Raw genomic sequence first — 18015 nt, forward strand, 5'->3', positions numbered from 1 at the left:
TTGAGAGGCACCATGTCTTCAGAAATCATCCCCGTTTCACAGCAAATCGAACTGCGATCCGTCGAAGAGCGTTACACCACCGACCTGCACAACCTCGTCATCAAAAACAAAAACTTCCTGCAAACCGCCTTTGACTGGGCGCAGCACGTGGGCAGCGAAGAGGATACCCGCCGCAACGTGCAGAGCAACCAAATGCTGCACCAGCGCGGCTACGCCAAAATGTTTTTAATTTTTCATGACGATGCGCTGGCAGGTGTGCTGTCGTTCAACGCCATTGAACCCGTGAACAAAACGGGCTATATCGGCTACTGGCTGGATGAAGCGCATCAGGGAAAGGGCATCCTCTCCCGGTCGCTGCAGGCGTTTATGCGCCATTATGTTGAACTCGGGACCGTTCGTCGCTTTGTGATTAAGTGTCGGGTGGATAACCACAGCAGCAATGCTGTTGCGCTGCGCAACGGTTTTATGCTCGAAGGGTGTCTGCGGGAGGCCGAATACCTGAACGGCCGTTATGATGATGTAAATACCTACGCGAGACTGTTCCCGCTATAGCGCGCCAAGCAGTGGCGTGCGGGTAATGCGCGTATCGCCGTTGATCGCCTTTTCCCCACGCAGGTGAATGTTCTCGCCCATAAAGGCTTCAATCACCGCATCGTCGGTAATCTCCACCCGATGTTCGATAAACACGTCGCCACTGATGCGCGCGCGCCCCTGAATAACGACTTTATCGTCAATCAGAACCGGCCCACCGCGCAGCCACGCCTCTCCACCGATCAGCACGTGATGCTTGATGACGCAGTTACCTTCGATAACGGCGTTTTCTGCAACCTGCGAGCTGTAGCGCACGGTGGGGATAGCGTCGTCATCAAAGCCCGCAATAAGACGCGCGTTGCCGTACACTTTGGCGCAGTCACAGACCCAGACGTTGTTGAGATCGTTACCCTCCAGGATGGCCCTGTCGAAGACTTCGGCTCGATGCTCGATAAAGGCATAGCTGACCAGCGCGTCGCCGTAGATTTGCGCCTGATGCACAATGCGCGACTCGCTCACCGTGGCCCGGTCATAAATTTTGAGGATCTGTTCCTGGTCGGGCGTTAAGCCTTTCGCGGCAATCACCATGCTGTTGTGGATCACGCGTGCATCACCGTAAATATGGCATTCGCCCCGTACGGTGGATTGCTGAATAGTGACGTTGTCACTTATTTTTGCCTCATGGCTCACCTGTGCATTATCCAGCCAGCTGTTACCGCCGACGCAGGCACGGTGGCTCACGACGCAAGGCTGGGTAAGACGGGCGTTATCCGATATTGTCCCGCCCCCAAATACCACGCTGTTCTCGTCGTAGATCCAGCAGTCACCGTCCTGCGCGAGGGCACTCTCATCGTCAATCCAGCCGCCTTTTGTACCGGCCGTCACGTCATTAAAATCCGCCGTGGCGATAATCTGCCGCAGCGTGGCTGAGTGGGTTGTCTCGCCGTTTTTCCACTGCCAGAGGCGGGTCTCGTCGCTAAGGCGGTATTTGTTCATCATGTTATCCCTGGTGAGCGTCTCCACTAAACGTAGCAAACTTTCGGCTTTCCGTTGTGCTGGCATCCGCAGCGGAAACCTCTTAAAATGGCATTTAAAATACATTTTAAAAAATCAAATTAATGAATAACTTTAACAAATCCCAACAGGTGCTTAACCTTCCCGCGGGGTATTTTGGCATGGTGCTGGGCATCATCGGCATGGGCTTCGCCTGGCGATACGCCAGCACTCTGTGGCCGGTGACGCGCTGGCCGGGTGAGATTCTGGTTGCTCTCGCGGTTACATGCTGGTTTTTACTGACAGCGGCGTTTATCACTCGTGCGATCCGTTTCCCGTGCAGCGTGCTGGCAGAGATGCGCCACCCGGTGATGAGCAGCTTCGTCAGCCTTTTTCCGGCCACCACCATGCTGGTTGCCATTGGCTTTGTACCCTGGTTCCGCCCGGTATCGCTGGTGCTGTTCGGTGTGGGCGTGGTGGTGCAGCTTGCCTATGCTGCCTGGCAAAGCGCCGGGCTATGGCGGGGGACGCACCCGCAGGAGGCCACCACGCCGGGATTATATCTGCCAACGGTGGCGAATAATTTTATCAGCGCAATGGCGTGCGGAGCTCTGGGATTCAACGACGCAGGGCTTGTATTCCTTGGCGCAGGCGTCTTTTCCTGGCTCAGCCTGGAGCCGGTGATCCTCCAGCGTCTTCGCAGCGCCGGAGAGCTTCCCTCCGCGCAGCGTACCTCTTTAGGCATTCAGCTGGCGCCCGCGTTGGTGGCGTGTAGCGCCTGGTTTAGCGTCAACGATGGGGAAGCCGATACCTTCGCCAAAATGCTGTTCGGCTACGGCCTGTTGCAGTTGCTGTTTATGCTGCGCCTGCTGCCGTGGTATTTGTCTCAGCCGTTTAACGCCTCCTTCTGGAGTTTTTCGTTTGGCGTGTCGGCTCTGGCTACTACGGGACTGCATCTTGGGCACGGCAGTTCGTCTGGATTCTTCCATGCCATTGCCGTGCCGCTGTTTATCTTTACCAATCTCATCATTGGGATGCTATTGGTTCGTACATTTATCCTGCTGATACAGGGCAAACTTCTGGTGCGCACTGATAAAGCACTGCTTATGCAATCTGAGGAAAAATAATGGCTGTCGATGAAAATTACTTCACAGAGAAATATGGTTTAACCCGTACCCACTCTGAGGTGCTGTACAGCGCGGAGATCGTTAAACCGGGTAAAACGCTGGATCTGGGCTGCGGAAATGGCCGCAATAGCCTTTACCTGGCCGCCAACGGCTTTGAGGTGACCGCCTGGGATAAAAACCCGATGAGTATTGATAACATCGAGCGCATCAAAGCGGCAGAAGGGATTACGACGCTGCAGACTGCGATCAAAGATCTTAACAACCTGAGCTTCGACGGTGAGTATGATTTTATCCTCTCCACCGTAGTGCTGATGTTCCTGGAAGCGAACACCATCCCTGGTCTTATCGCCAATATGCAGCGCTGCACGAAGCCCGGCGGCTACAACCTGATCGTTGCCGCCATGGATACGGCAGACTACCCGTGCACCGTTGGCTTCCCGTTTGCGTTTAAAGCCGGTGAGCTGAGCAACTACTATGAAGGCTGGGAGTTGCTCAAATACAACGAAGAGGTGGGCGAACTGCACCGCACCGACGAAAACGGCAACCGCATCAAGCTGCGCTTTGCCACTATGCTGGCGCGCAAGCCCGCTTAACGGGCGGCCAGCAGGCAGATCTGCAGGGCAGTGTTGTACGACGCCTCGAACGACGACAGCGGTAAAAACTCGAACCTCGAGTGGAAGTTATGCGCGCCGGTGAAGAAGTTCGGGGTGAGCAGCCCTTTAGCAGAGAGCGCTGCGCCGTCGGTACCGCCGCGCATCGGCGTGGGTTTTGGCGTGATGCCCAGTGATTCCATCGCCTCAAACATCAGATCGATGGCGCGCCTGTCTTCGCCAATCGCACTGCTGATATTGCTGCAGGTGTCTTCAATGCGATAGTCCCCCCTGGCCGTTGGATGTTGGGCGGCAATCCGTGCGGCTACGTCGGCAATCTGCTGCTTGCGGGCGGCAAAGTTGTCCTTATCGAAGTCCCGGATATTGGCTTTAAGAACGGCCTCGTTCTGACCGGCCTGAATGCCGTTAAACCAGATATAGCCTTCACGCCCCTCGGTGCACTCCGGCGTTTGCTGGCGGTCAAAATGGTTAATGTAGTCAGTCGCCATCAGCAGGGGATTCACCAGCACGCATTTGGCGGACATCGGGTGCGCCGTCACGCCGGTAAAGCGGATCTCAGCGGCGGCTGCGTTAAAGTTCTCGTAAACAATTTCACCCAGCTCGCAGCAGTCGATGGTCCAGGCAAAATCGACGTCGAAGCGCTTAAGGTCCAGCGCCTTGGCGCCGTTGAGGCCGATCTCTTCGTCAGGCACAAACGCCACGACGATATCGCCATGCTGATGTTCCGCCGTCAGGTTTTCCAACACCGTCATCACCACCGTCACCGCAGATTTATTATCTGCGCCTAATACGCTGGTTCCGTCGCTGAAAATAATCTCTTCACCAGGGTACGCCAGAATTTCAGGATGCTCTTTTACCCGCAGCCAGATGTCTTTCTCTTTATTCAGACAGAGATCATCACCATGAAAGGTCAATATTTGCGGATGAATATCCGGTGATAAGCCCACGTCTACGGTATCAATATGCGTAATAAAGCCGATGCGCGGTGCACCGGGCACGTTGCCTTTTTTTACTGCTGTTACCGTGGCGAATTCATCAATCACAATATCGTCTAACCCCAGCTGTGCCAGCTCCTGCGCCAGCTCCCGCGCCATGTCATGCTGGCCCGGCGTTGAGGGCAGGGTTTTGACTTTGGGATCGCTCTGGCTGGTGATAGCGAGATAGCGGAAAAAACGATGCGTTAATTGTCTGGAAAGCGGCGAGCCCATAGTGATTTATTCCTTATTTATTTTTCAGGTGTTTGCCACATCACTTTAATGTTATTTATGGAATGGCAAAAGAATTAATTAGCCGTCGAATTAAAAAGACAGGAATAAATGATGAAAAGCAAACTCACAATGTTAACGCTCGCGTTTGCTGCGCTGACGGTCAGTTCCACCGTGGCGGCGAAAACGCTGGTGTATTGTTCCGAAGGATCGCCGGAAAACTTCAATCCTCAGTTATACACCTCGGGAACCAGCGTGGATGCCAGCGCCGTGCCGGTATATAACCGACTGGTCGATTTTAAGCCGGGCACAACGGAGCTGGTGCCGAGCCTGGCGGAGCGCTGGGAGGTGAGCGAGGACGGCAAGGTCTACACCTTCCATCTGCGAAAAGGGGTGAAATTCCAGAGCAATAAAGCGTTCAAGCCGACGCGGGATTTTAACGCCGACGACGTGATTTTCTCGTTTATGCGTCAGCAGGATGTCAATCATCCGTACCATAACGTCTCCAACGGCAGCTATTCCAACTTCGAAAGCCTGGAGTTTGGCAGCCTGATTACCGCGATAGACAAGGTGGATGACCATACCGTGCGCTTTACGCTGGCTCACCCGGAAGCGCCGTTTGTGGCCGATCTGGCGTGGTATTTTGCTTCGATTCTTTCGGCGGAATATGCCGATGCAATGCTCAAAGCCGGTACGCCGGAGAAGGTCGACATGGATCCTGTCGGGACCGGGCCGTTCAGGCTGGCGCAGTATCAGAAAGACTCCCGCATTTTATTCACGGCGTTCCCGGAATACTGGCAGGGTAAATCGAAGCTGGACCGACTGGTGTTCACCATCACGCCGGATGCGTCCGTGCGTTTTGCGAAAATCGAAAAAAATGAGTGTCAGGTGATGCCGTTCCCGAACCCGGCCGATCTGCCGCGCATGAAGGCGAACAAAGACATCACGTTGATGAGCAAGGCGGGGCTGAATACCGGTTTTCTGGCATTCAATACGCAAAAGCCGCCGCTGGATAATGTGAAAGTCCGTCAGGCGCTGGCGATGGCGATCAATAAACCCGCCATTATTGACGCGGTATTCCACGGTACGGGCACTGCGGCGAAAAACCTGCTGCCGCCGGGCGTCTGGAGCGCAGACAGCGAGCTTAAGGATTACGATTACGATCCCGAAAAGGCGAAAGCGCTGCTGAAAGAGGCCGGTTTTGCTAACGGTGTCAGCATCGACTTGTGGGCGATGCCGGTGCAGCGTCCCTACAATCCGAATGCGAAACGCATGGCAGAGATGATTCAGGCCGACTGGGCGAAGGTTGGCGTGCAGGCCAAAATTGTCACCTATGAGTGGGGGGAATACCTCAAGCGTGTGAAAGGGGGCGAACATCAGGCTGCGCTGATGGGCTGGACAACAGCCACGGGCGACCCGGATAACTTCTTTGGCCCGCTCTTTACCTGTACGTCCGCCAACGGCGGTTCGAATTCGGCCAAATGGTGCTACAAACCCTTTGATAAGATTATTGCCGAGGCAAAATCGATAACCGATCAGAATAAACGCATTGCCTTGTACAAAGAGGCGCAGCAGATAATGCATGACCAGATGCCAGCCGTCATGATTGCACACTCAACTATATTTGAACCGGTGCGTAAGGAAGTGACTGGCTACGAAATAGACCCGTTTGGTAAGCATCTGTTCTGGCAGGTGGATATTAAGCCGTAATATTGTCCTGCCCGGACCGCGTTCGGGCAGTCTTTTCGCAATTTGTGCTGTCTGCATCATTTTTTGCCACAACAAATCCCCCCATCTTTTGCTATAACTTCAAGTGCATACTTGCAGATAACATGGAATACCATCATGCGTACTCACACTTTTTTTAAAGTTGCAGTGCTTTCTGGTCTGTTGGCGTTGGCGGGCTGTGCATCGAAAGTTGCCGCTCCCGAACAATATTCAGGCTTTTTAAAAGATTATTCAGGCTTGCAGCAAACGACGTCCGCGACGGGCAAACCAACGCTGCGTTGGGTTGATCCTTCATATAACGAAGCCAATTACGACAGTATTCTCTGGACGCCGATAACCTATTATCCGGCGCCAAAACCGACGACTCAGATTGGTCAAAAAACGCTTGATGAGCTTCTGGCCTATACCAATACCAAAATGAAAACGGCAATTGGTCAGCGTAAACCTGTTGTGTCGACGCCGGGCAAACACAGCCTGATCTTCCGCGGGGCCATCACCGGCGTGAGTTCGCAAAAAGAAGGCCTGCAGTTCTATGAAGTGGTGCCTGTCGCGCTGGTCGTAGCGGGTACGCAGATGGCAACCGGTCACCGCACCATGGATACGCACCTGTTCTTCGAAGGTGAATTGATTGATGCGGCAACGAACAAAACCGTTATGAAAGTGGTGCGTAAAGGCGAAGGGAAAGAACTGGCAAACGAAAATACGCCAATGGGCTTCGCAACGCTGAAGCAAGTCGTGGATGACATGGCGACAGATGCCACCATGTTTGATGTGCACAAAACAGCGAAATAATGAATCAGGGCCTGCAGCGATGCAGGCCTTTTTTATGCCGTTCTCAGTCGTCTGTACCAGGTTTCTGGCTTCGTAAACATCACCATATTTCCGCCCAAAATCAGCAATAGCCCAACAATCCCATTCACGTGCCACACGTATCCTTCGTAGATCGTCGAAATAGAGAGCGCAACCAGCGGGAACAGCAGGGTGCTGTAGGCGGCTTTACCCGGACCGATGCGTCCGACCAGCGTAAAGTAGGCACCAAAGGCAATTACCGAGCCAAACAGGGCCAGATAGAGCAGCGCACCGATGTAGCTTACCGTCCATTCCGGCATAAAATTGTCCCCTCTGACGAGCGCAATACCGCCCATCACCAGCGTACCGTAGAGCATCGCCCAGGCGTTGGTGGTCATGGTCTCCAGACCGTTACGCTGGTGGCGCATGCTGATCATATTACCCAGTGAGAATCCGTAGGTGCCCAGCGCCGACAGGCCAATGCCCGTCAGTAAAGAGGCGCTCCAGCCGCTTCCCAGCAGATCGTCCCAGAAGAGGGTGATGATCCCCCCCAGGCCCAGCACGGCGGCCGTCCAGAAGCGAGCGGGTGGGCGCTGTCCGAAGAAACTAAAGCTGTTAATGGCGTTATACAGCACCGCCATGGAGAAAATCACCGACTCCAGGCCGGTATTGATGTGTGCGGCGGCAGCGTAAAAGCACCAGAAATTGAAGCAGAAAACGCAGCATCCCTGCAGCAGACAAAAGAGGTGATCCCGCAGGGCCATCTTGCGCAAACGGCGAAGGGCAAGTAAGACGATCATTATCGTGGCGGTGGCCACGGCAAAGCGCCAGAAAATCGACACCGGGGCCGCGACCGGTCCCTGCTGCAGAAAAATTGCAATCCAGGTCGTTCCCCATATCACGACCACCAGTCCATAGAGCAATGCGTTCATTGTTTCTCTCTTCTCATACCGCGAAAAGCACAGTCTGACCCGTCTGGCGCTGGGCTGCTTTCATCCTCTTGCGCTGGACTTGCAAATTCTTGCGCTTTTTTGTTGCGCGAAGGCTGGCATCGCGCGACAACACTTCTTAGACTGAGGGTCTGATCAACCATCCGTTCACGGCTATGTCTCACGCTTACGATACCTTTGAAACGCTACGCCAACAGAATGCAGTGCTCCGGGAAACGGTCGCGCTCAATTCCGGTATTCAACTGGCGGCGTGGTACAACAAGCACGATACGATCACCGTAAAAAGCAATCACCACACCCTCAGCCTGTACGTGGCCGATGGTTACGAAAGCTACCAAAAAACGCCGGGCGGCTGGAAGAATGGCGGCGGTCCGGACCGTTTCTGCCTGATGCCGAAAGAGAGCGAATCGACGTGGGATATCCGCGATGACCTGTCATTTGTTCATCTGTACTGTACCGATGAACACCTGCGCGATGTTGGCGAAAAAATCTGGGATAAACGCCCGCTGTCGCTGACGCTGGATGAGAAAATCTTCGGCAGCGATCCGAAAATCACCGCGCTTTATCGCCAGTTTTTGCTTGGCTGCGACTGGCAGCAAAAAGCGAATCAGCTCGCCCTCAGTACCGCCTCTACGCTTTTACTGACGCATCTGCTCCAGAATTACGCCAGCGTGCAGTGGAAGCTGCCGGTCGTCACCGGCGGGCTGTCGCCGTTTGTGCTGCGAAACGTGCTGGCATTTATTGAAGAGCATCTCTCCCAGCCGCTGACGCTGGCCGATCTGGCCGATCAGGCTGCGCTGAGCGAGTATCACTTTGCCAGGATGTTTCGTCAGTCGATGGGGCTGGCTCCGCATCAGTACGTTATGCAGCGCCGTATGGAGAGAGCCAAAGCGCTGGTGCAGCATACCAATACACCGCTTACGGATATCGCACTCGCCTGCGGATTTAACTCCGCCAGCCACTTCAGCAACCGTTTTCGCAGCATCATGGGGATAACCCCGTCGCAGCTACGCGCGGCGACGGCGTGAAAACACGGCATAACAGAGGCCACCCAGCACCAGCCCCCAGAAGGCAGAGCCAATCCCCAGAATTGTTGCCCCGCTGGCGGTCATCAGAAAGGTGACAATCGCCGCGTCGCGTTCCGCCTCGTGATTCAATGCCTGATACAAACTCCCGCTGATGGTGCCGAGCAGCGCCAGACCGGCAAGCGTCTGGATCCAACTGAGCGGTAATGCGGCCATTAATCCCGCGATCGATCCGCCAAAAATACCCGCCAGGAGATAAAACGCGCCCGCAGCCGCGGCGGCAAGCCAGCGTTTACCCGCATCCGGATGGGCATCAGGGCTCTGGCAAATGGCGGCGGTAATGGCGGCGATGCAGATGGAGAACACGCCGAAGGGAGATAACAGCAGCGCCAGCCCGCCCGTCACGATAATCAGCGGTGAGACCGCCAGCGGATAGCCCGACGCTTTCATCGTGGCGAACCCCGGCGCGTTTTGCGAGGCCATGGTGACCAGGAAGAAGGGCACGCCGATGCTCAGCAGGCTGGTGAAGGTAAACGCCGGTGCGATAAATTGCGGCATAACGACAGAAAGAGCGATATCGCTTGTGACAACGTCACCTCCTGCCCATGCTACTGCGCTACCCACCAGCAGTGTGGCGACAATGGCGTACCGGGGCGCAAAGGCTTTGGCCATCAGCCAGGCCGCAAGCATGCTCCCGCACAACAGAAAATGCCCGTCGAGATTGCTGAACGCCTGCAGGCCAAACCGCAGCAGCACGCCTGCCAGCATCGCGGCAGCAAGGGAATGCGGGATGAGCTTCATCAGGCGGGCAAATAGGCCGGTCACGCCGCACAGTAAAATGAGCGCGTTGGCAAAGATAAAAATGCCAATGGTTTCGGCAAGCGTCACGCCGTTGAGGCTGGTGGCTAACAGCGCCGCGCCGGGCGTTGACCAGGCGGTGAGTACCGGGGCTTTGTACCACCAGGATAACGCAAGGGTGCTGACACCCATCCCAATGCCCAGCGCGGTCATCCAGCCCGCAATCTGATGCGCATTTGCGCCCGCCGCCGCTGCGGCCTGCCAGATGATGGCTGCCGAGCTGGCATACCCCACCAGTACAGCAACAAACCCGGCAAGGACGGCAGGAAAGAGATGAGTTGAAAGGCGCATAAAATACTCCGTTGTGCGTTATAGCGTCCGGCATAAGGTAACACTGTGCGTTATAGCGTACAAGTGGTATGCTGTGTGGGTATCTGGAGGGACCATGGAAATTACACAACATCTTGCTCATACCCTGAAAAACGAGCGCCAGGCGCGCGGCTGGAGCCTGTCGAAGCTGGCAGAAGAGACGGGCGTGTCAAAGGCCATGCTGGGCCAAATTGAGCGCAATGAATCCAGCCCGACGGTGTCGACGCTGTGGAAAATCGCCACCGGGCTGAACGTACCCTTTTCTGCCTTCATCGCACCAGAGGCGGACGGGCAGGCCGTGTTTGATCCCCAGCAGCAGGCGATGGTTGTGAAACCGTTATTCCCGTGGGATGAGACGCTGAGGTTTGACCATTTTTCGATTACCCTCGCGCCCGGTGCGCTGAGCGAATCCACGCCGCATGAAGCGGGCGTCATTGAACATGTGGTGGTGATCAGCGGCGAACTGGAGATGAACATCGACGGCGAGTGGCGCACGATCCACGCTGACGCCGGGGTACGTTTTGCGGGGGATAAACCGCACGCCTACCGCAACAGCAGCACCCGGACGGTGCATTTTCACTCCCTTATTCATTATCCCCGCTGAGGCTACGCAAAACTGTTTCGCTGACGCATACTTCTGACTACAATAGCCGCCATTTTGACCATAACGGATAACGACGAAGTATGCGCCTGCAATCCCATCATCTTGAACTTTTAAGCCCGGCCCGTGACGCCGCCATTGCCCGTGAAGCGATCCTTCACGGTGCCGATGCCGTCTACATTGGTGGCCCTGGCTTCGGTGCCCGCCATAACGCCAGCAACAGCCTGAGTGATATTGCCGAGCTGGTGCCGTTCGCCCACCGTTTTGGGGCGAAAGTGTTCGTGACCCTGAACACGATCCTTCATGATGATGAACTGGAGCCTGCGCAGCGTCTGATTACCGATCTCTACCAGACCGGCGTGGATGCCCTGATTGTTCAGGATATGGGCGTTCTTGAGCTGGATATTCCGCCCATTGAACTGCATGCCAGTACCCAGTGCGACATCCGCACGGTAGAAAAAGCGAAATTCCTCTCTGACGTCGGGTTCTCGCAGATCGTGCTGGCGCGCGAGCTGAACCTGAACCAAATCCGCGATATTCACCAGGCCACGGACGCGACCATCGAGTTCTTTATTCACGGTGCGCTGTGCGTCGCTTATTCCGGCCAGTGCAATATTTCTCACGCGCAGACCGGCCGCAGCGCCAACCGCGGCGATTGCTCGCAGGCCTGCCGTTTGCCGTACACCCTGAAAGACGATCAGGGGCGCGTGGTGGCCTTCGAAAAACACCTGCTGTCCATGAAGGATAACGATCAGACCGCTAACCTTGGCGCGCTGATTGACGCGGGGGTGCGCTCCTTCAAGATTGAAGGGCGCTATAAAGACATGAGCTACGTGAAGAATATCACCGCGCACTATCGCCAGATGCTTGACGCCATCATCGACGATCGCGGCGACCTGGCGCGGGCTTCCGCCGGGCGTACAGAGCATTTCTTTGTTCCGTCGACGGATAAAACCTTCCATCGCGGTAGCACCGACTACTTTGTTAATGCCCGTAAAGGGGATATCGGCGCGTTCGACTCACCGAAGTTTATCGGTTTACCGGTTGGCGAGGTGCTGAAAGTGGCGAAAGATCATCTGGACGTAGAAGTGACGGAGCCGCTGGCGAACGGTGACGGCCTGAACGTGATGATCAAGCGTGAAGTCGTGGGCTTCCGCGCCAATACCGTAGAAAAAACCGGCGAAAATCGCTATCGCGTCTGGCCAAACGAGATGCCAGCGGATCTCTACAAAGCGCGCCCGAACGCGGCACTGAACCGTAACCTTGATCATAACTGGCAGCAGGCGCTACTGAAAACCTCCAGCGAGCGTCGCATTGCGGTAGATATTGAGCTCGGCGGCTGGGAAGAACAGCTGATCCTGACCATGACCTGCGAAGACGGCATCAGCGTGACGCATACGCTCGATGGCCTGTTCGAGGTGGCAAACAACGCGGAAAAAGCGCTGAATAGCCTGAAGGACGGGGTGGCGAAACTGGGGCAGACGATTTATTACGCCCGTAACATCGACGTGAATCTCCCGGACGCGCTGTTTGTCCCCAACAGTCTGCTCAACCAGTTCCGCCGTGAAACGGCCGACATGCTGGATGAAGCACGTCTGGCGAACTACCCGCGCGGTAGCCGTAAAGCCGAAGCGGTGCCCGCGCCGGTCTATCCGGATACGCACTTGTCCTTCCTGGCGAACGTCTACAACCACAAAGCGCGTGAATTTTATCACCGCCACGGCGTGCAGCTGATCGACGCGGCCTATGAAGCGCATGAAGAGAAGGGCGACGTGCCGGTGATGATCACTAAACATTGTCTGCGCTTTGCGTTTAACCTCTGCCCGAAACAGGCGAAGGGGAATATCAAGAGCTGGAAAGCAACGCCAATGCAGCTGGTGAACGGCGACGAGGTATTGACCCTTAAGTTCGACTGCCGCCCGTGTGAAATGCACGTCATCGGTAAAATGAAAAATCACATTTTTAAGATGCCGCAGCCCGGCAGCGTCGTGGCGTCAGTCAGCCCTGATGAACTGATGAAGACCCTGCCTAAGCGTAAAGGCAGCTAACTAGCGAAAATGGGTGTCTGGTTTGCGCGATTTCTGCCACTGGTGGTGCTCGCGCAAGCCTTCCGCTGACTCCTCCGCTGCGGTACGCAGCTCATCGCTGTCGGCTTCATGCCGAAGCTGATGCTCCACACTCTTCACATACAGAAATTCATGTCCTTTGTGCCCGGCCATCAGTTGACCGGAGCATAATGCGCACGTCAGTAATATTATCGATAAGCCTTTTCTTAACATTATTTCACCGCAGCAGATTCTGTCGTGGCTATCATGGCAATAATTTCGTGGTGTTATTATTCACAAAGTCAAAGTAGCGAAAAGGGTTTGTCAATAACTGTAGTGAGGTGGCGATCTGGTAATATCCCGTAACCAATAAGAGGTTATCCATGCCTATTTTAGGAATATGCTGAATTACATTACCCCTGCCAAATTTGATATGTCTCCGACTCACCAAAAAGTAGAATAATCCTATATAATGGTATTCCTCTGGCTAAGGAATGAGTCTGATTAAATGAAAAAAATATTACCTATTGCGCTCGTGGTGGTTTCTGTTGGTGCAGTTGCAGGGATAGGCTATACCCGTACTGGCGCCCCGGAATATATCCAGTCGGCCGAATCCCGTGTGGGCTCCTATTTAACCAGCGATTACGGCCGTGTGGCGTGTATTAGCAGCCAAAAGAGCGAGCAGCGCTGGGAATTAGATTGCACCAATCAGGCAAAAGGGAAGTCATTCCAGTTTGCCGTATATCCTTCCGAAAAGGCGCCCTATGGCGTATCACGCTCTTTTTATCTTGAAGCGATTAATGATGACGCTAAACAGAGCGCGGAGCAGGGACTGATGCGTTACCTGCAAATAAACACCCAGGCAGGATAAGCGGTCTGTTTACCCTTCGTTGAGTCTGATGGTGTTAGGTTGTACGGGATCCGCACCCCGGCATGGAATGTCGGGAACGTAGATACCAAAATACAAATCTATCCATGCAAGCATTTACCGCCAGCTAATGGCGGTTTTTTTTTGCCCGTATTCAGCCCGCGCGGGCGAACTGTTTACGGTACCGTGCAGGGGAAAGGGCGTAATGCTGCCGGAAATGGTGCCTCAGGGTAGCGGCCTGGCCAAATCCGGTCTGTTCAGCGATGCTGTCGATGCTTAATTTACTGTTTTCAAGGTAATCTTTGGCGCGCAGCAGGCGTTCATTCAACAGCCAGCGCGTGGGCGTGGTCCCGGTGGCGTCCTGAAAGCGCCGCAGAAAGGTGCGCTGACTCATGCCAACCCGACGCGCCAGGGAGTCCACGGTGTGTGCCAGAGCCAGATGCTGATGCAGGAAATCAAACAGCTGGCCCAGACGCTGGCTTTCCCGTAGCTGGGCAACTGGACGGCTCAACTGTTGGGTTTGCGAACCGTCCCGATGCGGCGGAATGACCAGACGCCGCGCCACGCGGTTTGCCGCTTCCATTCCGTAATCCCGACGCACCACGTGCAGGCACAAATCGATTCCCGCAGCGCTGCCCGCAGAGGTCAGAATATCGCCTTCGTCCTGATACAGGACATCTTCAACCACGTCGATGGCAGGATAACGGGTTTTAAGCGCCTCAATGTAGCGCCAGTGCGTGGTGGCTTTGCGCCCATTGAGCAGCCCGGTTGCGGCAAGTACAAAGACCCCTGAACAGATGGACAACAGCTGGCACCCACGCGCGCTGGCCCGGCGTAAGGCATCACAAAGCGCGTCCGGTACGGCGGCATCAATACCGCGCCAGCCCGGCACGAGGATTAAATCTGCACACTCAAGCAGGCTCAGATCGCCATCGGCCAAAATACGGATGCCCCCCGTTGCCCGTAACTCGCCTTCATCCACGCCTGCAACCGCAAACCGATACCAGCTCTCGCCCATTTCCGGGCGTGGCAGACCGAAGATTTCCACGGCCACACCAAACTCAAAGGTACACAAACCGTCATAGGCCAGAACGACCACTCTGGCGGGAGAAACCTGTCTTAAGTTTGTCATCTTTTTGCTGTTTTCTGGCATACGCGGACGCATTCACTGGCTGAATTTATGGATAGAGTAGTGTTAACACAAACACCCAAGATGAGGAAGGATCATGAGCTATGTTACTGAAATCCCGGCAGCAGAACCGCAGGAAGCCGTTGCCCATTTTCTGCGTCGGCTGAGCGTCGAGACCGATTGTGCTGACGTGCATCATGCCATTACAAACAATGAACAGGACTTTGTTTTGCTGCACGTGGTGGGTAAAGCAGAGCAGTTTGCCCGTCGCCACGTCCCCGGCGCGCTGCATTTGCCCTGGAGCCAGATATCCGCAGAGCGCATGACGCAATGGCCTGCAGGCACGCTGTTTGTCGTTTACTGCGCCGGGCCTCACTGTAACGGCGCAGCCAGGGCTGCGCTTAAGCTCGCACGCCTTGGGCTGCCGGTAAAGATCATGCTCGGGGGGATTACCGGGTGGGAAGACGAAGGGTTCACGTTTGCTCATGAGGGATCGCCTGTTTCGCTGTGAAGATGAATTTTTTTCAACACAGGTGAAATTTTCTCGTTTGCCGGAATGCGGCAGATATGACATCTTTTTTGGACATTTAGACATCCAGAAGTCTAAAGATTCAAATGATGAATTATCACTGTTGGCAACCATTGCCGACAGACAGAGGAGATTTCCATGCAGCGACAACACGCCCCGTACCGCGCCGATGTAGTTGGCAGTTTTTTACGCCCTGATGCCATCAAGCAGGCTCGCCAGAAATTTGCCAACGGTGAGATTGATGCCGGGCAGCTTCGTGCGGTAGAAGATGAGGCCATCCGCCATGTTGTCGAGCAGCAGTGCGCCTGCGGGCTACACGTCGTCACTGACGGTGAGTTTCGCCGCGCCTGGTGGCATTTTGATTTCTTCGACGGCCTGCAGGGCGTGGAGCGTTACGATTCACAGCAGGGCATTCAGTTCAACGGCGTGCAGACGAAAGCCCACGGCGTTCGCGTGACGGGCAAGCTGGGCTTTGGCGAGCACCCGATGCTTGATGATTTCCGCTACCTGAAAAGCATTAGCGGGAACGCGCAGCCGAAGATGACCATTCCAAGCCCGAGCGTGCTGCATTTCCGCGGGGGACGTAAAGATATCGACGCCACGGTGTACCCCGATCTGGCTGAGTATTTTGACGATCTGGCGACCACCTGGCGCGATGCCATCCGCGCGTTTTACGACGCAGGCTGTCGTTATCTTCAGCTGGACGATACCGTCTGGGCCTATCTCTGCTCGGACGACCAGCGACGCCAGATCCGCGAGCGCGGCGATGATGCCGATGAACTGGCACGGATCTATGCCCGCGTGCTGAACAAAGCGCTCGAAGGCAAGCCTGACGATCTGACCATCGGGCTGCATGTCTGTCGCGGTAACTTCCGTTCGACCTGGATTTCCGAAGGCGGCTATGAGCCAGTGGCCGAGGTGCTTTTCGGGACGGTCAACGTTGACGCGTTCTTCCTCGAATACGACAACGACCGAAGCGGCGACTTTGCGCCATTACGTTTCGTGCGTCCGGGCAAGCAGCAGGTGGTACTGGGCCTTATCACCACCAAGAACGGCGAGCTGGAAAACCCGGAAGGGGTGAAGGCGCGTCTGGAAGAAGCGGCGAAATACGTGGCGAAGGAGCAAATCTGCCTTAGCCCGCAGTGCGGCTTTGCCTCGACAGAAGAGGGCAACAGCCTGAGCGAATCCCAGCAGTGGGACAAAGTGCGTCTGGTGACGCAGATCGCCAGCGAAGTCTGGTAAGCCTCCTCCAGCGCTGCATTATAAAAGTGCAGCGCTGATTCATTCTGAGTCGTTCTCTTTACAACCCGCGCCTCATCTCCCGCCATTCCGCTTTCTCCATTCTGGCATCCTTTTTGCTCTCCTGAAGCTGACACCTTGTTTATCTGCGTCCCTGCGGTATCGGACGTTTTCGCACAGCTTTCTTTTCAGGAGTGAAAATATGCACCGTCGTACCTTGTTAAAAGCTTTTGTACTGTCGGCCTCTGTGGTCGCGATGGGAATGAGTTTTGGCGTGCAGGCTGCCGATACCATCAAAGTGGGAATTATGCACTCGCTGTCCGGCACGATGGCGATCTCCGAGACGCCTCTGAAAGACGTTGCCCTGATGACGATTGATGAGATCAACGCCAAAGGCGGCGTGCTGGGCAAGAAACTGGAGCCGGTGGTGGTTGACCCGGCGTCGAACTGGCCGCTGTTTGCCGAGAAAGCCCGTCAGCTCATTAGCCAGGATAAGGTGGCGGTGGTGTTCGGCTGCTGGACGTCGGTGTCGCGCAAATCCGTGCTGCCGGTGTTTGAGGAGCTGAACGGCCTGCTGTTCTACCCGGTTCAGTACGAAGGCGAAGAGATGTCGCCGAACGTCTTCTATACCGGCGCCGCGCCGAACCAGCAGGCGATCCCGGCGGTGGAGTACCTGATGAGCGAAGACGGCGGCGCGGCGAAGCGCTTCTTCCTGCTGGGCACGGACTACGTGTATCCGCGCACCACCAACAAGATCCTTCGCGCCTTCCTGCATTCAAAAGGCGTAGAGGATAAAGACATTGAAGAGGTTTACACCCCGTTTGGCCACAGCGATTACCAGACCATCGTAGCCAACATTAAGAAATTCTCCGCAGGCGGTAAAACGGCGGTGGTGTCGACCCTCAACGGCGATTCCAACGTTCCATTCTATAAAGAGCTGGCTAACCAGGGCCTGAAGGCTACCGATGTTCCGGTGGTGGCGTTCTCTGTCGGCGAAGAGGAGCTGCGTGGGATCGACACCAAACCGCTGGTGGGGAACCTGGCGGCGTGGAACTACTTCGAATCCGTGGATAACCCAACCAACCAGACCTTCGTGGCGGATTACAAAGCCTACGCCAAAGCGCACAAGCTGCCGAATGCCGATACCGTCGTAACCAACGATCCGATGGAAGCTACCTATGTGGGCATTCACATGTGGGCGCAGGCCGTCGAAAAAGCAGGCACCACCGACGTGGATAAAGTGCGTGCCGCGATGGCAGGTCAGTCCTTTAAAGCGCCGTCTGGGTTTACGCTCACCACCGATGCCACCAACCACCACCTGCATAAGCCGGTCATGATTGGGGAAATCGAGGGTAACGGCCAGTTTAACGTGGTCTGGCAAACCGACGCGCCGGTGCGTGCCCAGCCGTGGAGCCCGTTCATCGCCGGAAATGACAAAAAGCCTGACCAGCCGATGAAAACCGCCAGTAATTAAGCCA

Annotated in this window: 18 protein-coding genes; 12 read left to right on the forward strand and 6 right to left on the reverse strand. The window is 55.4% G+C overall.

Annotated features, from left to right (window positions below; genetic code table 11):
- Positions 1-12: 12 nt before the first annotated feature.
- A complete protein-coding gene (rimL, locus tag ENTMO_RS0111990; protein ID WP_010431017.1) occupies positions 13-552 on the forward strand; it encodes a 50S ribosomal protein L7/L12-serine acetyltransferase in 540 nt (179 codons plus the stop codon).
- Here rimL and ydcK read toward each other — a convergent pair.
- Positions 547-1527, reverse strand: coding sequence for a YdcK family protein (gene ydcK, locus ENTMO_RS0111995; protein ID WP_010431020.1), 981 nt, complete (start codon positions 1525-1527; stop codon positions 547-549). The genes rimL and ydcK overlap by 6 nt on opposite strands.
- A 122-nt stretch (positions 1528-1649) precedes the next feature.
- Between ydcK and tehA the strand changes: the two genes are divergently transcribed.
- Positions 1650-2651 carry a dicarboxylate transporter/tellurite-resistance protein TehA gene (gene tehA / locus ENTMO_RS0112000; RefSeq protein ID WP_010431022.1) on the forward strand — a complete coding sequence of 334 codons (1002 nt, stop codon included), beginning with the start codon at positions 1650-1652 and terminating at the stop codon, positions 2649-2651.
- Complete coding sequence (tehB, locus tag ENTMO_RS0112005) at positions 2651-3244, forward strand: tellurite resistance methyltransferase TehB (RefSeq protein WP_010431024.1); 594 nt, start codon at positions 2651-2653, stop codon at positions 3242-3244. Before tehA ends, tehB begins: the two co-directional genes overlap by 1 nt.
- Here tehB and pepT read toward each other — a convergent pair.
- A complete protein-coding gene (gene pepT, locus ENTMO_RS0112010; RefSeq protein ID WP_010431027.1) occupies positions 3241-4470 on the reverse strand; it encodes a peptidase T in 1230 nt (409 codons plus the stop codon). The genes tehB and pepT overlap by 4 nt on opposite strands.
- 111 nt (positions 4471-4581) lie before the next feature.
- Between pepT and ENTMO_RS0112015 the strand changes: the two genes are divergently transcribed.
- Positions 4582-6177 carry an ABC transporter substrate-binding protein gene (locus tag ENTMO_RS0112015; protein ID WP_010431030.1) on the forward strand — a complete coding sequence of 532 codons (1596 nt, stop codon included), beginning with the start codon at positions 4582-4584 and terminating at the stop codon, positions 6175-6177.
- Positions 6178-6312: 135 nt separating this feature from the next.
- On the forward strand, positions 6313-6987 hold the full coding sequence (locus ENTMO_RS0112020; protein ID WP_010431033.1) for a DUF3313 domain-containing protein: 675 nt from the start codon (positions 6313-6315) through the stop codon (positions 6985-6987).
- A 32-nt stretch (positions 6988-7019) separates the two neighbouring features.
- On the opposite strand, the gene ENTMO_RS0112025 is transcribed toward ENTMO_RS0112020, so the two are convergent.
- Positions 7020-7916, reverse strand: coding sequence for a DMT family transporter (locus ENTMO_RS0112025; RefSeq protein WP_010431035.1), 897 nt, complete (start codon positions 7914-7916; stop codon positions 7020-7022).
- A gap of 173 nt (positions 7917-8089) precedes the next feature.
- Here ENTMO_RS0112025 and ENTMO_RS0112030 point away from each other — a divergent pair, with 173 nt between their 5' ends.
- Positions 8090-8962 (forward strand): AraC family transcriptional regulator, encoded by an 873-nt coding sequence (locus ENTMO_RS0112030; RefSeq protein WP_010431040.1) that lies wholly within the window; start codon positions 8090-8092, stop codon positions 8960-8962.
- Here ENTMO_RS0112030 and ENTMO_RS0112035 read toward each other — a convergent pair.
- Positions 8942-10108, reverse strand: coding sequence for a benzoate/H(+) symporter BenE family transporter (locus ENTMO_RS0112035; RefSeq protein WP_010431043.1), 1167 nt, complete (start codon positions 10106-10108; stop codon positions 8942-8944). The two genes, ENTMO_RS0112030 and ENTMO_RS0112035, sit on opposite strands and share 21 nt — an antisense overlap.
- Positions 10109-10202: 94 nt before the next feature.
- On the opposite strand from ENTMO_RS0112035, the gene ENTMO_RS0112040 reads away from it, so the two are divergent.
- Together ENTMO_RS0112040 and ENTMO_RS0112045 are read left to right on the forward strand one after the other, a co-directional pair.
- Positions 10203-10730, forward strand: coding sequence for a helix-turn-helix domain-containing protein (locus ENTMO_RS0112040; RefSeq protein ID WP_010431046.1), 528 nt, complete (start codon positions 10203-10205; stop codon positions 10728-10730).
- A gap of 80 nt (positions 10731-10810) precedes the next feature.
- Positions 10811-12775 (forward strand): peptidase U32 family protein, encoded by a 1965-nt coding sequence (locus tag ENTMO_RS0112045; RefSeq protein WP_010431049.1) that lies wholly within the window; start codon positions 10811-10813, stop codon positions 12773-12775.
- Here ENTMO_RS0112045 and ENTMO_RS0112050 read toward each other — a convergent pair whose 3' ends face one another.
- The gene (locus ENTMO_RS0112050) at positions 12776-13006 is read right to left on the reverse strand and encodes a DUF2554 family protein (protein WP_010431053.1); all 231 of its coding nucleotides are present in this window, start codon (positions 13004-13006) and stop codon (positions 12776-12778) included.
- 274 nt (positions 13007-13280) lie between these two features.
- Here ENTMO_RS0112050 and ENTMO_RS0112055 point away from each other — a divergent pair, with 274 nt between their 5' ends.
- On the forward strand, positions 13281-13643 hold the full coding sequence (locus ENTMO_RS0112055) for a hypothetical protein (RefSeq protein WP_010431056.1): 363 nt from the start codon (positions 13281-13283) through the stop codon (positions 13641-13643).
- A gap of 151 nt (positions 13644-13794) precedes the next feature.
- Here ENTMO_RS0112055 and ftrA read toward each other — a convergent pair whose 3' ends face one another.
- A complete protein-coding gene (ftrA, locus tag ENTMO_RS0112060; RefSeq protein WP_029485076.1) occupies positions 13795-14793 on the reverse strand; it encodes a transcriptional regulator FtrA in 999 nt (332 codons plus the stop codon).
- Between the two features lie 73 nt (positions 14794-14866).
- Between ftrA and ENTMO_RS0112065 the strand changes: the two genes are divergently transcribed.
- The 3 genes from ENTMO_RS0112065 (at position 14867) to urtA (ending at position 18011) form a co-directional block, all read left to right on the forward strand.
- Positions 14867-15280 (forward strand): rhodanese-like domain-containing protein, encoded by a 414-nt coding sequence (locus ENTMO_RS0112065; protein WP_010431063.1) that lies wholly within the window; start codon positions 14867-14869, stop codon positions 15278-15280.
- Positions 15281-15436: 156 nt separating this feature from the next.
- Positions 15437-16540 (forward strand): cobalamin-independent methionine synthase II family protein, encoded by a 1104-nt coding sequence (locus ENTMO_RS0112070; RefSeq protein ID WP_010431066.1) that lies wholly within the window; start codon positions 15437-15439, stop codon positions 16538-16540.
- A gap of 199 nt (positions 16541-16739) precedes the next feature.
- Positions 16740-18011 carry an urea ABC transporter substrate-binding protein gene (gene urtA / locus ENTMO_RS0112075; RefSeq protein WP_010431069.1) on the forward strand — a complete coding sequence of 424 codons (1272 nt, stop codon included), beginning with the start codon at positions 16740-16742 and terminating at the stop codon, positions 18009-18011.
- The last annotated feature ends 4 nt before the right edge of the window (positions 18012-18015 follow it).

This window comes from Enterobacter mori LMG 25706 (assembly GCF_000211415.1).
Lineage (GTDB): Bacteria > Pseudomonadota > Gammaproteobacteria > Enterobacterales > Enterobacteriaceae > Enterobacter > Enterobacter mori.

Bases quoted from the DNA above. Each gene is read 5' to 3' on its own strand.
- rimL (WP_010431017.1), top strand. From the start codon at position 13: ATGTCTTCAGAAATCATCCCCGTTTCACAGCAAATCGAACTGCGATCC.
- ydcK (WP_010431020.1), bottom strand. From the start codon at position 1,527: ATGAACAAATACCGCCTTAGCGACGAGACCCGCCTCTGGCAGTGGAAA.
- tehA (WP_010431022.1), top strand. From the start codon at position 1,650: ATGAATAACTTTAACAAATCCCAACAGGTGCTTAACCTTCCCGCGGGG.
- tehB (WP_010431024.1), top strand. From the start codon at position 2,651: ATGGCTGTCGATGAAAATTACTTCACAGAGAAATATGGTTTAACCCGT.
- pepT (WP_010431027.1), bottom strand. From the start codon at position 4,470: ATGGGCTCGCCGCTTTCCAGACAATTAACGCATCGTTTTTTCCGCTAT.
- ENTMO_RS0112015 (WP_010431030.1), top strand. From the start codon at position 4,582: ATGAAAAGCAAACTCACAATGTTAACGCTCGCGTTTGCTGCGCTGACG.
- ENTMO_RS0112020 (WP_010431033.1), top strand. From the start codon at position 6,313: ATGCGTACTCACACTTTTTTTAAAGTTGCAGTGCTTTCTGGTCTGTTG.
- ENTMO_RS0112025 (WP_010431035.1), bottom strand. From the start codon at position 7,916: ATGAACGCATTGCTCTATGGACTGGTGGTCGTGATATGGGGAACGACC.
- ENTMO_RS0112030 (WP_010431040.1), top strand. From the start codon at position 8,090: ATGTCTCACGCTTACGATACCTTTGAAACGCTACGCCAACAGAATGCA.
- ENTMO_RS0112035 (WP_010431043.1), bottom strand. From the start codon at position 10,108: ATGCGCCTTTCAACTCATCTCTTTCCTGCCGTCCTTGCCGGGTTTGTT.
- ENTMO_RS0112040 (WP_010431046.1), top strand. From the start codon at position 10,203: ATGGAAATTACACAACATCTTGCTCATACCCTGAAAAACGAGCGCCAG.
- ENTMO_RS0112045 (WP_010431049.1), top strand. From the start codon at position 10,811: ATGCGCCTGCAATCCCATCATCTTGAACTTTTAAGCCCGGCCCGTGAC.
- ENTMO_RS0112050 (WP_010431053.1), bottom strand. From the start codon at position 13,006: ATGTTAAGAAAAGGCTTATCGATAATATTACTGACGTGCGCATTATGC.
- ENTMO_RS0112055 (WP_010431056.1), top strand. From the start codon at position 13,281: ATGAAAAAAATATTACCTATTGCGCTCGTGGTGGTTTCTGTTGGTGCA.
- ftrA (WP_029485076.1), bottom strand. From the start codon at position 14,793: ATGCCAGAAAACAGCAAAAAGATGACAAACTTAAGACAGGTTTCTCCC.
- ENTMO_RS0112065 (WP_010431063.1), top strand. From the start codon at position 14,867: ATGAGCTATGTTACTGAAATCCCGGCAGCAGAACCGCAGGAAGCCGTT.
- ENTMO_RS0112070 (WP_010431066.1), top strand. From the start codon at position 15,437: ATGCAGCGACAACACGCCCCGTACCGCGCCGATGTAGTTGGCAGTTTT.
- urtA (WP_010431069.1), top strand. From the start codon at position 16,740: ATGCACCGTCGTACCTTGTTAAAAGCTTTTGTACTGTCGGCCTCTGTG.